The sequence below is a fragment of the Lacticaseibacillus hulanensis genome, from assembly GCF_004010095.1.
Taxonomy (GTDB): domain Bacteria; phylum Bacillota; class Bacilli; order Lactobacillales; family Lactobacillaceae; genus Lacticaseibacillus; species Lacticaseibacillus hulanensis.
This window is the reverse complement of record NZ_RRYD01000036.1, coordinates 19,106-30,880: the sequence shown is the minus strand read 5'-3', so window position 1 is coordinate 30,880 and position 11,775 is coordinate 19,106. Positions and strand designations below refer to the sequence as shown.

The 11,775-nt window shown below is 55.2% G+C and carries 15 protein-coding genes; 7 read left to right on the top strand and 8 right to left on the bottom strand.

Annotated features, from left to right (window positions below; all coding sequences use genetic code 11):
• Window positions 1–168: 168 nt before the first annotated feature.
• The 3 genes from EKN00_RS09460 to EKN00_RS09455 all read right to left on the bottom strand — a co-directional run bounded on the left by EKN00_RS09460 (window position 169) and on the right by EKN00_RS09455 (window position 2,318).
• Window positions 169–1,146 (bottom strand): GMP reductase, encoded by a 978-nt coding sequence (locus EKN00_RS09460; protein WP_127849935.1) that lies wholly within the window; start codon window positions 1,144–1,146, stop codon window positions 169–171.
• Between the two features lie 441 nt (window positions 1,147–1,587).
• Window positions 1,588–1,725: a hypothetical protein gene (locus tag EKN00_RS10895; protein WP_164848099.1), complete on the bottom strand. Its 138-nt coding sequence runs from the start codon at window positions 1,723–1,725 to the stop codon at window positions 1,588–1,590.
• 101 nt (window positions 1,726–1,826) lie between these two features.
• The gene (locus tag EKN00_RS09455; RefSeq protein ID WP_127849933.1) at window positions 1,827–2,318 is read right to left on the bottom strand and encodes a GNAT family N-acetyltransferase; all 492 of its coding nucleotides are present in this window, start codon (window positions 2,316–2,318) and stop codon (window positions 1,827–1,829) included.
• Between the two features lie 219 nt (window positions 2,319–2,537).
• On the opposite strand from EKN00_RS09455, the gene EKN00_RS09450 reads away from it, so the two are divergent.
• Window positions 2,538–3,671, top strand: a complete 1,134-nt coding sequence (locus EKN00_RS09450; RefSeq protein WP_127849931.1) for an NADH-dependent flavin oxidoreductase — start codon at window positions 2,538–2,540, stop codon at window positions 3,669–3,671.
• 122 nt (window positions 3,672–3,793) lie between these two features.
• A complete protein-coding gene (locus EKN00_RS09445; RefSeq protein WP_127849928.1) occupies window positions 3,794–4,459 on the top strand; it encodes an EAL domain-containing protein in 666 nt (221 codons plus the stop codon).
• Window positions 4,460–4,611: 152 nt separating this feature from the next.
• Here the strand turns inward: EKN00_RS09445 and EKN00_RS10890 are convergent, their stop codons facing one another.
• The gene (locus EKN00_RS10890; RefSeq protein ID WP_164848098.1) at window positions 4,612–4,773 is read right to left on the bottom strand and encodes a hypothetical protein; all 162 of its coding nucleotides are present in this window, start codon (window positions 4,771–4,773) and stop codon (window positions 4,612–4,614) included.
• A 97-nt stretch (window positions 4,774–4,870) separates the two neighbouring features.
• Here EKN00_RS10890 and EKN00_RS09440 point away from each other — a divergent pair, with 97 nt between their 5' ends.
• Together EKN00_RS09440 and EKN00_RS09435 are read left to right on the top strand one after the other, a co-directional pair.
• Complete coding sequence (locus tag EKN00_RS09440) at window positions 4,871–5,656, top strand: Cof-type HAD-IIB family hydrolase (protein WP_127849926.1); 786 nt, start codon at window positions 4,871–4,873, stop codon at window positions 5,654–5,656.
• Between the two features lie 19 nt (window positions 5,657–5,675).
• A complete protein-coding gene (locus EKN00_RS09435; protein ID WP_127849924.1) occupies window positions 5,676–5,894 on the top strand; it encodes a hypothetical protein in 219 nt (72 codons plus the stop codon).
• Window positions 5,895–6,011: 117 nt separating this feature from the next.
• Here EKN00_RS09435 and EKN00_RS09430 read toward each other — a convergent pair whose 3' ends face one another.
• Window positions 6,012–6,857, bottom strand: a complete 846-nt coding sequence (locus tag EKN00_RS09430; RefSeq protein ID WP_127849922.1) for an aldo/keto reductase — start codon at window positions 6,855–6,857, stop codon at window positions 6,012–6,014.
• 17 nt (window positions 6,858–6,874) lie between these two features.
• A complete protein-coding gene (locus EKN00_RS09425; protein ID WP_127849920.1) occupies window positions 6,875–7,132 on the bottom strand; it encodes a hypothetical protein in 258 nt (85 codons plus the stop codon).
• A 133-nt stretch (window positions 7,133–7,265) separates the two neighbouring features.
• Between EKN00_RS09425 and EKN00_RS09420 the strand changes: the two genes are divergently transcribed.
• Entirely contained in the window at window positions 7,266–7,973 is a 708-nt protein-coding gene (locus EKN00_RS09420) for a response regulator transcription factor (protein ID WP_127849918.1), read from the top strand.
• Window positions 7,966–8,940 (top strand): sensor histidine kinase, encoded by a 975-nt coding sequence (locus EKN00_RS09415; protein ID WP_127849916.1) that lies wholly within the window; start codon window positions 7,966–7,968, stop codon window positions 8,938–8,940. Before EKN00_RS09420 ends, EKN00_RS09415 begins: the two co-directional genes overlap by 8 nt.
• A 47-nt stretch (window positions 8,941–8,987) precedes the next feature.
• Here the strand turns inward: EKN00_RS09415 and EKN00_RS09410 are convergent, their stop codons facing one another.
• Together EKN00_RS09410 and EKN00_RS09405 are read right to left on the bottom strand one after the other, a co-directional pair.
• Entirely contained in the window at window positions 8,988–10,109 is a 1,122-nt protein-coding gene (locus EKN00_RS09410) for an NAD(P)-dependent alcohol dehydrogenase (protein WP_127849914.1), read from the bottom strand.
• Between the two features lie 176 nt (window positions 10,110–10,285).
• Window positions 10,286–10,771, bottom strand: coding sequence for an AAA family ATPase (locus EKN00_RS09405; protein WP_164848097.1), 486 nt, complete (start codon window positions 10,769–10,771; stop codon window positions 10,286–10,288).
• A 151-nt stretch (window positions 10,772–10,922) separates the two neighbouring features.
• Here EKN00_RS09405 and EKN00_RS09400 point away from each other — a divergent pair, with 151 nt between their 5' ends.
• Window positions 10,923–11,678 carry a nucleoside phosphorylase gene (locus EKN00_RS09400; RefSeq protein ID WP_127849910.1) on the top strand — a complete coding sequence of 252 codons (756 nt, stop codon included), beginning with the start codon at window positions 10,923–10,925 and terminating at the stop codon, window positions 11,676–11,678.
• Window positions 11,679–11,775 lie beyond the last annotated feature (97 nt).

Here is an 11,775-nt window from a genome sequence, read left to right as displayed (position 1 = left end):
TAAGCTTAGTATGTTTTTAGGTTGAAGACCCCGCTTTTGGGGCTTCAACCGGCCGCACGGAAAATCCCAGCCGCACGACTACGATGTCCAGAGCTGTAAAGGCGCTAAAGCGCCAACAGCTTCTGGCGACCGCGCACCGGCCCCGCCTAGTCGCGGCCCCTATACCGTTTAGTACTGATCACCATTGAAGATGGAATTCTTGACGATGACGTAATCAACTTTCCGTAGTGCCGGCAAGTCTCGGCCGCCCGCGTATGAAACGGCGCTCTGCAAGTCTTCCTGCATTTCCGTTAACGTGTCAGCGATCTTCCCCTTGATTGGCAACAGAATCTTCTTACCTTCAATATTGTGGTGGGAATTCTTCTGGTACTGGGAAGCTGATCCGTAGTATTCCTGGAAAAGTTGACCGTCAACCTCCACCTTCTTACCGGGCGTTTCTTCGTGCCCGGCAAAGAGTGAACCAATCATGCACATGCTGGCACCAAAACGAACCGACTTCGCAATATCCCCGTTGTTCCGAATACCACCGTCGGCAATGATTGGCTTGCTGGCCGCCTTAGCACACCAGCGAAGAGCGGCCAGCTGCCAGCCACCGGTCCCAAACCCGGTCTTGAGCTTGGTAATGCAAACCTTCCCGGGGCCAATGCCGACCTTAGTTGCGTCCGCACCAGCGTTTTCCAGTTCGCGCACCCCTTCAGGCGTCCCGACGTTGCCGGCAATCACGAAGGCGTCAGGCAAGTGGAGCTTGATGTGGTGAATCATATCAATAACTACCTGGGAGTGCCCGTGGGCGATGTCGATGGTGATGTATTCGGGCACGAGCTTCTTGTCTTCCAGTTCTTGAATGAAGCCAAATTCGCTGGGTTTAACCCCGACGGAAATCGAGGCAAACAGCCCCTGCTTATGCATGTCCGCCACGAAGTCAGCCCGCGTTTCGGGAGTAAACCGGTGCATGACGTAGAAGTAGTCGTTCTTCGCGAGCCAAACAGCCAGGTTCTCATCAATGATTGTCTGCATGTTCGCAGGCACCACGGGAATTTTGAATTTCCGCGGGCCAAATTGGACGGACGTGTCCACTTCACGACGGCTGCGCACAATGCACTTGTTCGGGATTAGCTGAATATCTTCGTAGTCAAAAATCTGCATAAGGGTTCCTCCACACTTAAAAGGCGAACTATATTGGCTGAAATAAATTAATCATTCACACCAAGGAGCTACTATACTAGCGCAGGGACTTTTTGTCAAACCCGAACGAAAAATACTTTTCAAGAGGCCAATTAACGTATTTGCGAACGATTCCTCGACACATCTAAATATTGTTCAAGCAACTTGCCACCAGCGGGCCATGTCCATGCTCGTTCTGGTCAGAAAGATACGGTTGCTTTTACCACGCCGACCATGCTATCCTTAGCGTATGGTGCCAAACCATATTGGTGGGTTAGCGGATCGGCGGGAAACCGTTCAGAAGGTCTTAAGGCTCACCGCTACATAACGAATAAGGACGCTAACCAAATCGGTTAGCGCCCTTATTTTTTACCCTGAAATACAAAAGCGGCGGTGCACCGATGCACCGCCGCTAATAACCCATTACTTATTGTGGACCCGAATGTATGTCAGCATGAATTTAACCGCAATTACGCCGACAACCACCAGCAAAGCCACAACGACAAACGTCGCTGCGGCAAATATGGTATCGCCCATGGTAATTCCCGCCTGTGTCATCATCTTACTAGCCCCCAAGCTTTGACTTGCGCTTAGAATAACAAGGATGGCAACTATTTGCAACTCGGTTAATTATTCGGCAACGATTCTGCCCGTGGCCTGATTTATTCCAGTTTCAGCGTGTACACGTCCAGCAGCTGCTGGTTGCCAGGCGATAATTCACCCTCCACTTGGCGCAACAGCTGAAAGCCAAGCGCTAGCCAGAACTTAGCCGCATCCTTATTGGCGTGAACGGCTGCCAGCTCCATCCGTTTGTACCCGTGGCTACCAATCTGCTCCTTAAGCTGGTCAATGATTGCGCGTCCGTGACCCTGCCGCGGTGTTGCCACCTCCAGTTGCCCAATATATAACGTTGTCTGGTCCGGGTAACCTTCAATTAAATCAAGAACCGCGACGGGTTTACCCGCCTGTTTCACCAGCCAAAAATGCTTGGCCCGCGCTGGGGTCGCTGGGGGCAATTCCTTCGCGTCATCCAGCACCGTCTGGATTGTCGGTCGCGGTTCGCCGATTTTCTGATAATAGGCCGCATTCGCTTCGTAAATTGCCAGAGCTGCAGCACCCGTTTCCGCGTCCTTAATTGGCGCAAATGTATACATCGCATCCACCGTCCTTTTTCCCCAAGTATACACCGGGCTCAGCTTTAAATCCGCCCGCCACGCCCCACATTTTGCCTCAGCACCGCCCCTGCAGCTTAGCAAAATAAGCGGCGGCGGTGCTGGCGGGACACACCTGTTTAGTTGTCCTTACACATCCTCGCCTTGGCAACTTAAACTAGACTTGTATTCGGGGAAACTACAATCAAAGGAAGTCGTAACATGCCAAAATTCAATGAACCACTAACCTTAAAATCCGGCGTCACCATCAATAACCGGCTATTCATGTCGCCAATGACCACCCAGCAGAGCTTCTACAACGGGACCGTCACCCGCGACGAAATCGAGTACTACAGCGCGCGGGCGGGCGGCGTTGGGGCCGTTATCACCGGGGCCGCCAACGTCCAGGACGGCGGCAAGGGTTGGCCCGGCGAGCTGAGTATCGCCTCTGACCTGTATCTGCCCGAGCTGCAAGCCCTCGCCAAAGGAATCCAGGCAAAGGGTGCTAAGGCCATCATTCAGATTTTTCACGGCGGCCGCATGACGAGCAGCGCCACACTGTCTGGCAAGCAGCCGGTATCTGCCAGCGCGGTGGCCGCAGAGCGCCCCGGAGCAGAAACTCCGCGCGCCATGACCACAGACGAAATTCACGCAACCATTGCCGCATTCGGTGAAGCAACACGCCGCGCAATCCAGGCCGGGTTTGATGGCGTCGAACTGCACGGCGCTAACACGTACCTCATTCAGCAGTTCTTCTCCCCGCACTCCAACCGGCGCACCGACGAATATGGCGGCAGCCTAACCAACCGCTACCACTTCATCAAGGAGTTGCTCGCCAGTGTGTTTGCGGCGGTAGACAAGTACGCCGACCGGCCGTTCATTGTTGGCTACCGCGTTTCACCGGAAGAATTCGAAAAGCCGGGTATTTCGTTTGCGGATACCCTTTGGCTTGTCGACCAGCTGCGTGAAACCAAGCTGGATTACCTGCACCTGTCCTTGAATAACTACACGCGCAAGAGCCAAGATCCCGCTTACCAGGAACAATCCATGCTGGGTTACGTCCAAGCGGAATTGGCTGGCAGCATGCCGCTCATCGGTGTCGGTGGTGTTCGCAACCGCACCGACGTGGCCCGCGTTTTGGCGAGCGCTGATGCCGTCGCCATTGGTCAGCAACTGATTTTTGACCCGACCTGGGCCGAAAAATTGCTGAGCGACAAGGACGACACGTTCGTTACCGCGCCATTTGCGGACCTGATTGACACGTCCGCCCTGAACACGCCCCTGCGCGAATTTGTCCGCGCCATGATTACCAGCCGGGCCGCTCGAATTGCGGCTTACCGGGCCAAGTCAAAATAGAACTTATCGTTTGAGTAAGCAATGTGTTACAGGTGTCGCGAGGAAAAATAACAAATAAAGATGGTTAACTTGGCGTACTTCCGTTAAACTACTATTAATGAGGTCACGGGGGGAGTGTCATTATGCCAGAGTATTGTTTTTTTGCGCAGCCAATCGAGAACATAAAAACGGGCCGGGTCATTGTGTATGAACTTCTGCTGCGCGAGTGGAACAGTGAAGAGCGTCTCTGGCAGCGGCCGGATACGTTCGAACTACCTGCAGATACACTTATCAAAACGTTAGACAACGCTATTCGTGACCTGCACTTCCACCGCGTCAGCATCAACCTCACGAACCAGCAATTCGCGAACATGGCAATTATGCGGGCGCTCACCGCATACGTGAGCACGCACATGGTCCCGCGCCAATTAACCATCGAGCTGGTCGAAACGCCAGATTTTGATGTTCTAAAAAAAATGAGCGTCTACTACCGCTCCGCCGGCATGCTCATTGCAATTGATGATGTCGGGTCGGACAACCTGTACGCCCGGGTAAAGGACATGTTGCCGTACGTAAACACGGTTAAGTTTGCGCTCCAGAACATGCGCCGCCTCGGTGAACCCACATCGCCCGAAACCATTTCGTCATTACGCTTTTGGTTCAACCGCGCTGAGGAGCAGCAAATGCTCTTCACCTTCGAGGGCATCGAGAACGAAGACGACGTGAGCCTTGCCCGCAGCATCGGCATCTCCCGCGGCCAGGGCTACTACTTCGCAAAGCCCCAGCTGCCAGTATGTTTTTGTTCCTAACTACAAACGCGCCCCGTATTGAGGAGAAATCATCCTCAATGCGGGGCGCGTTTGTAGTTCACAGAGCGGAGCAACCCGGGTTGCTCGCGAGCATCGCTGGTGCTGAGCGGAACGAGCAGGGCTGCGGAGCTCGCCCTTAACATTAATTTTCTCTACTTCCGCGGCCGCTGACTCGTGCCGATAAGTCCAGCCACGTACGCAACCACGCCGCAGATCAAAAACAGCTTAACATCCCCGTTTTTTCCGAAGAACAGCCACAGTGCCGCCATCGCCACAACAAAAATCGCCGTGTAGCCCGCAATCCATTTGCCCATTAACTTACGCCTCCATTATCCGGCTTCCATCCCAGAAACCGTTTGCACTGACTATTATAAACTGCTACGCTAATTACCGACAACTCGAGGTGAAATCATGACACGCGCAGTAGTATTTTTTGACCTGGACGGCACACTGTTCCAGGATGATAAGACCGTTTCGCCTGCAACGCGAGCGGCGCTTAAACAACTAGTTGCTAATGGCAATGAGCCGGTGATTGCCACTGGCCGCGACCTGTGGGAAATTAAGGACCTAATGTCTAGTACCGGCATCACAAACGCCATTGCCGGTAACGGGGCCACCATCGTCGCGCACGGTGATATAGTCGAGCGCCAATACATCAATCCAGAACTGACGCGGGCCATTTCGATGCAGTGCGCCGCGGATGGTCTGGTTGCGGCGTGGTACAACGAGGAAGGCACCGTACTGTCGGGGCTTGATGACCTTAGCCGCGCCAACTATGAAGACGTGCGCCAAACGCTGCCGCCCGTTCAGCCCGATTATTACCGCAAAGCGCGGGCGACGCGCATGCTGATTTTTGTCCCCAACAACGCGGCGGGCCGGGCAATAACGGACCGCTACCGGGCACTGTTCCCGCAAATCAGTTTTTACCATGATTCGCCCTACGACATTGACCTCATCGAAACTAGGTTGAGCAAAGAATCCGGCGTTAACAGCCTGCTGGGCCGCGCCGAGTTTCGCGGCGCCACGAGCTATGCTTTCGGCGACGGCGATAACGACCTGCCCATGGCGCGCGCCGTCGACCACGTCGTCGCAATGGCCAATGCCAGTCCCGAATTCAAGGCCGCCGCGGAGTTCATTACCCGCAGCAACATGGACGGTGGCATCGAATTTGGCCTGCACCACTATAATTTAATTTAGAAACTTGGTAGTTATTATTATGAAGAAATCATTCAACGTTGCCTCACTCACTTACTACACGCTTTACGTCGTCGTCTTCATCCTCTTAGCCCTCCGCCAGCAAGTCGCCGCGGTCATCGTCATGCTAATTGCGGTCATCCTTAACGTATGGCTGGTGCGGCGTCAGCGGATGCGCGCGGCCCAAAAAGAGCAGTACCGCGAAAAGCACCCCATCCAGCACCACCGTCGCCGCAAGTAACTAACGCGGTCATTCATCGCAAAAAGGCCAACATCCACGGATGCTGGCCTTTTTATTTTGACGCCTATTACTACCTAACTATGCCGCATCCGCAAATGATGCCGGTGCACCCGCAGCCTAAATCTCAGCCAGGGGCACCTTGAGCGTTGGCGCCGGGAAAAACTGGTCAATGAGCGCGCAGTCCGCGCTGGTTAGTTGCACCGCGGCCGCGTCAATGTTGGCCTGCATGTGTTCGATACTGCTGGCCTTGGGAATGCTGAGGACGTTCCCGCTGCGCAAAACCCACGCCAGCAGCAACTGGTGCACCGTAATTCCCTTGTCGGCGGCCAAGCCCTGCAACGCCGCGGGCACCCGAATTGCCCGCCCATCGCCGGAACCGTACGGCGAGTAGCCAATCAGCGTAATGCCTTTTTGCTGTTGCGCTGGGATAAGGTCGTACTCAATACCGCGCGCGGCCACGTTGTACAGCACCTCGTTGGCGACAATTCCGGCACCACCTGGGACATTGCAAGCTTCCGCCAAATCATCCGTGTCAAAGTTCGAGACACCGTACGCCCGGATGCGGCCCTCTTGTTGCAGCTGAGCCAGCGTGGCAATGGTCTCCGCCAGTGGTGTCGTCCCGCGCCAGTGCAGCAGGTACAAATCAAGATAATCCGTCCCCAACCGCACCAGGCTTTGCGCCAGCGACTGCCGAATTAATTGCGCAGTTGCATGCCACGGGTAGAACTTCGAAATCAGGTAAATTTGCCGCCGGTCCCGGCCCTTAATTGCCTGGCCGACCACGCGTTCCGCCGCGCCCTCGCCGTACATTTCGGCCGTATCAATGACCGTGAGCCCGTGATCTAGGCCATAACGCAGGCTGGCGATTTCCTGATTAGTCTTTGCGCTGCCACCTTCACCCATGTGCCAGGTGCCCATACCCAGCGCGGGCACGGAATCTGAGCCGATTTTGATTTGCTGCATAATGCCACTCCCTACTATTAATCCTCATCGATAACGTGAATGTCTGCCTTCTCGCTTGTGTAACTGGCCGGGGCAAAAACCGCGGCGAACACAAGTGCAAACATGATGTGCGACCAGGCAAACAACTCATGGCTGTCTAACATCTGCATCACTAGAAGGATGACAATCAGGAATGCGGTCAGCCGAGCCGTGCGCCACCGCAGCTGCCGAAGCGCCGACGAAAACTCTGCTGGCGTGACCTCAATCAAGGTCAGTCCGGCGCGTTTTAACCCCACACCAACATACACCCTAGCCGAATAAATTTCAGCCCTCCGCCCGGCCCCCACTCGCCCAATAACTGTTAAACTAAGCCTAGCAATTAAGTTGCGCACCGCGTTATCGGGTGCGGCTAACTTTCTGGAGGACATCATGGCGCAAACAATATTCTTAGTTGAAGATGAACCAACAATTGCTGGCACCATTGCGCAGTACTTGCGGCAGTGGGGCTACGTTGTTATGACCGTGCACGATTTCACGAAGGTTGACGCCGAGATCACAGCCGGCGCGCCGGACCTTGTGCTCATGGACATCCGGCTGCCGTTCTTTAACGGCTTCCACTGGCTCGAATTGTTGCGGCAACAATCGAAGGTCCCCGTCATGTTCCTGACCAGCGTCAGCGACGACATGAACCTCGTGATGGCGATGAACATGGGAGCCGACGACTTCCTCACCAAGCCAATTGAGCTGCCGGTGCTGCTGGCCAAAATTCAGGGGCTGCTTCGGCGCACCTACGAATACCAGCAGGCGGACGGCCGCTACACCGTTGGCAATTTTGAGCTGGCCGCACTAGACAACCGCGTGACCCGGCTGCCGCAAAATGACGCGCCGGCGCAGACCGTTGACCTGACACCAACGGAAACCCGCATCTTGCGCATGCTCTTTGCCGCACCCGGAACCGTCATCGGGCGCGAAGCAATCATCCGCAAGCTCTGGGAAAATGACGCCTTCATCGACCAGAACACGCTGGCCGTCACTATGACCCGGTTGCGCCAGAAGTGTGCGGCAATCGGCCTGGATGCCGCCATTCAGACGGTGCGCGGCGCCGGCTTCCGATTGGCGGTGACTGCCGATGCGTGATGTACTCGCCTACGCGAAGGCCCGCGTCTTGACCTGGAGTGTCCTCGCCGTTATCATCGTTGTCGCCGCCAGCATTGTTTTCCTGGAAGACCTGCCGCCAGTTGCGCTACTTGACGGGGTGGTCATCGGGGCCGCCCTGCTTTTGCCCATCATTGGTGTCGACGCGTGGCGGTGGTGCAATCAGTATCACGAACTGAATTTGACCCCCGCCGAAGATCCACTCAGCCGCATGCCGGAATCAAGTGACCCGATGGCACAGCAGTACCAGAGCATCATCGCCGCGCAAAATAATGCCCAAGCGGCGCTGCAGGTCGCCACCCAGAAGCAAACGCAGACTCTGAGCGATAATTTTGCCCTCTGGAGTCACCAAATGAAGACCCCGCTGGCCGCCCTCGACCTGCTCCTTCAGGTCCCACCCGTGGACATCCAAGCCGCGCGCACCGAGGTCCGGCGCATCGACCGCTACGTCCAGATGATGCTAACCTACATTAAATTAAACGACGTCAACCGGGACCTCGTGCTCACCGCCACGCCGCTCACGCCCCTTGTTAACCACACCATTCGTGAGCTTGCCGACCTCTTCATTGGTAAGAACCTCGCCGTGCACGTTCATCAGTTGCCAGTAGTGGTCACGGATGCCCAGTGGCTCGGCTTTATTTTCGAACAAATTCTCACGAACGCCGCCAAATACACCGAATCCGGCAGCGTCGATGTTTACGCCGAAGCGGACGCAATCGTGGTCGCCGACACCGGCATCGGCATCGCCAAAAGCGACCTGCCCCGCCTGTTTGAACCAGGCTTTTCCGGCTATAACGGCCGCATGAACCAGAAGGCCAGTGGGCTTGGACTCGCCATGAGCCAAACCATCGCCGAAAAGCTCGGCTTCAAGCTCAGCGTGCAGTCGCAAATTGGGGTGGGCACAAAGGTCTTCATTCACCTTGCACAAAAGAGTTTCCGCAAAGAATAAGCGCCGCGACCGATTTGGCCGCGACGCTTATTCTTTTAATTTAATTTTTACTTGCCAGGAACATAGTCTTCGTCAATTACGAGGATTGGCTTGATTGTCTTGCCGGCCTTCGAATCAGCGCTGGCTTCGTTGATCTGATCGAACTTGTAGAACTTTTCGGTCTTATCAAAGTCGAACATGCCCATCTTGTAGAACTCAATCAGACGCGGAACGTCGATTTGTGGAATGGAGTCACCCATGTTGACGCCGACAATCTTCTTGTCGTCAACACACAGGTCATTCCAGGTGTCGACATCAATGTGGTGGGCCGTAACGGCAATCGTTGCGGTTGTCCCGCCCTGTGCGAGCACCTTGATGGAGTCTTCCATCACGGCGGTAACACCGGTTGTGTCAACGGCCCAGTCAACGCCGTAGCCACCAGTTAAGTCCTTGACCGCCTTGACCACGTCAACGTTCTTGCTGTTGATGACGTCCGTTGCACCGAGCTCCTTGGCCAGCGCCAAACGGGAGTCAACGATATCAATCCCGATAACCTTGACGCAACCAGAAATCCGGCCGGCCATCATTGCGGCCAACCCAACGGCACCGGTCCCAAAGACAGCAATCGTGTCACCAGGCTTTGGCTTCAGTGTGTTCAGCACGGTCCCGGAACCAGTAACGTAGCCGCAACCCAGTGGGCCGAGCTTGCGGAGGTCGAGATCCTTATCAACCTTCACGATGTTGCGTTCACGCACGACGGTCGTGGTGGTGAAGGAACTCTGGTCGAACATGTCGGCCACGTGCTTGCCGTCGATGGTGAAGTGACTGCTACCATCGGGCCGAACACCAGAAAGATTGTTGTGCGCGTAGTTTTCGCACTGCGTTGGAATCCCCTTGAGGCAGCTCTTGCACTGGCCGCAAGCGTAAAAGCTCAGTACAACGTGATCACCAGGCTTAACCTGCGTGACTTCAGGTCCGACCTTTTCAACAATCCCGCTGCCTTCGTGACCAAGCACGATTGGGTAGTCGATTACGGCATCCCCAATGCGCAGAGCCTCGTCGGAGTGGCAAATCCCACTGGCAACCATGTGCACCTGCACGTCATCTGGACCCATTTCACAAAGTTCAACGTCGTCCCGAATTTCGTAAGGCGCGTTTTTTGCAGCAACTACCGCCGCTTTAATCTTCATACAAATACCTCCTGCCTTGCAGCCACTAGCTTTACAGTTGGCAGTCACAAATAAATTAATGTAACCGCCTTTAGTATAGGTCAGTCAGGCCAAACCGGTAAGGGTATTTACGATGATTTTGTGAAAACACAGGCAAAGCTCAATTGGCGATGACGTATCCGTTCGCGCGGGCCCATTCAGTTTTGCACGGCCGACCGTATCTGCGCGACCTGTTCGGCAAAATCGACGGAGGCTGTAAACGTGCCGTCCTCAAACCCAAGCTGGTCATCCTGTTGCCACCACTTGCGCAGCCACGCTTCGGGGAACGGCCGCGGTTTTTGCTGATTCCGCGCAGCGCACGTTGCAAACGTCAGGTCGAAATAATACGTGTGCAGGTTTGCGCCGGCACGTTGGCGCAAGTCAGACAGCATCTGGCCGTAAACGTCACGGCGCAAAATCCCTTCAATAATTAGGTAGCGCACGTTTTGCAAGGCCCAGTTAATGTTGGCTTGCATCAAACCAATGCTTTTATTGCCGGGCCGGTCACGCTCGTCCAGCATCTGCTTGCGCACCACGTCCTGGCTAATTAGCATGCAATCGGGCAACTCCCCGCGCAAGCTTTGTGCCAGCGTCGTTTTACCGCTGCCGGAGTTACCCCGGATTAAGATAATTTGGCAGGTCAATTTTGCCACCTCCGCGCTTATTTTGTCTGATAATACCACCTAGACTCCGCGATTGCACGCGTGTAAAATGGGCACAACTACACTAGCGCAAAACGCCAGCCCCCACCTAATTTCCTGCCTAACTATGTAACTACCACCAAAGGAGACCGCCATGCCTGAATTACCCTTAATGCACCTCGACCACGGGGAAGGAGTCATCCGCCCATTTCGCAACGAGGGTTACACCTTCCCTGCACGCATGATCTTTGCCTTCATTACACCGGAGAATTTAGCCAAATTCGTCAGCCAGTATCCACACACGGAACGCGGCGTCTTTGAGACGGTCTCAAACGTGTTCACGGTCTATGCAATCGATGTGGACGGCACCGAAATTGGTGTGTGCCGGGCCCCACTTGGCGCGCCTGCAGCCGTCCAGCTCATGGAATTCCTGATTGCGTACGGCGCCCGGGACATCATCGCCCTTGGTTCGTGTGGCGTGCTGACGGATACGCCCGAAAATCAGTTGCTCGTGGTGACGCGTGCCCTGCGCGATGAGGGCACTTCCTTCCATTACCTCCCCGCGGCAAGTGCCATCAACCTGGACGCTGATTTTGCCCGCTACATCCGTTCAGTGCTTTGCGATGCCGACCTCCCCGTTGCGACCGTGCGGACCTGGACCACCGACGCGTTCTTCCGCGAAACACCCACCAAGATTAAGGCGGCGCTGGACAGCGGCTACACCGTCGTTGAAATGGAGTGCGCCGCGCTGGCCGCCTGCACGGAATTTCGCGGGGCCCGTTTCGGGCAGCTGCTCTTCACCGGCGATTCACTGGCCAACGTGCACGCGCATGATGCACGCAACTTTGGCCAGGACACCCAACTGATTGCGCCGGGATTGGCCGCACGGGTACTGGCAAAATTGCAGTGAGCAACGAGCAGGACGAATAACTTGCACTCACCAATTAAGTAGATTAATTCCGATGATACGGTGTACAGTAGATGCTTTTAAAAGGCAAATTAGTGTT

What these genes read in the sequence shown, in the direction of transcription:
- EKN00_RS09420 (WP_127849918.1), top strand. Translation starts at nt 7,266, where the DNA reads ATGGCGCAAACAATATTCTTAGTTGAAGATGAACCAACAATTGCTGGC.
- EKN00_RS09410 (WP_127849914.1), bottom strand. Translation starts at nt 10,109, where the DNA reads ATGAAGATTAAAGCGGCGGTAGTTGCTGCAAAAAACGCGCCTTACGAA.
- EKN00_RS09445 (WP_127849928.1), top strand. Translation starts at nt 3,794, where the DNA reads ATGCCAGAGTATTGTTTTTTTGCGCAGCCAATCGAGAACATAAAAACG.
- EKN00_RS10890 (WP_164848098.1), bottom strand. Translation starts at nt 4,773, where the DNA reads ATGGGCAAATGGATTGCGGGCTACACGGCGATTTTTGTTGTGGCGATG.
- EKN00_RS09435 (WP_127849924.1), top strand. Translation starts at nt 5,676, where the DNA reads ATGAAGAAATCATTCAACGTTGCCTCACTCACTTACTACACGCTTTAC.
- EKN00_RS09460 (WP_127849935.1), bottom strand. Translation starts at nt 1,146, where the DNA reads ATGCAGATTTTTGACTACGAAGATATTCAGCTAATCCCGAACAAGTGC.
- EKN00_RS09400 (WP_127849910.1), top strand. Translation starts at nt 10,923, where the DNA reads ATGCCTGAATTACCCTTAATGCACCTCGACCACGGGGAAGGAGTCATC.
- EKN00_RS09415 (WP_127849916.1), top strand. Translation starts at nt 7,966, where the DNA reads ATGCGTGATGTACTCGCCTACGCGAAGGCCCGCGTCTTGACCTGGAGT.
- EKN00_RS09440 (WP_127849926.1), top strand. Translation starts at nt 4,871, where the DNA reads ATGACACGCGCAGTAGTATTTTTTGACCTGGACGGCACACTGTTCCAG.
- EKN00_RS10895 (WP_164848099.1), bottom strand. Translation starts at nt 1,725, where the DNA reads ATGATGACACAGGCGGGAATTACCATGGGCGATACCATATTTGCCGCA.
- EKN00_RS09430 (WP_127849922.1), bottom strand. Translation starts at nt 6,857, where the DNA reads ATGCAGCAAATCAAAATCGGCTCAGATTCCGTGCCCGCGCTGGGTATG.
- EKN00_RS09455 (WP_127849933.1), bottom strand. Translation starts at nt 2,318, where the DNA reads ATGTATACATTTGCGCCAATTAAGGACGCGGAAACGGGTGCTGCAGCT.
- EKN00_RS09450 (WP_127849931.1), top strand. Translation starts at nt 2,538, where the DNA reads ATGCCAAAATTCAATGAACCACTAACCTTAAAATCCGGCGTCACCATC.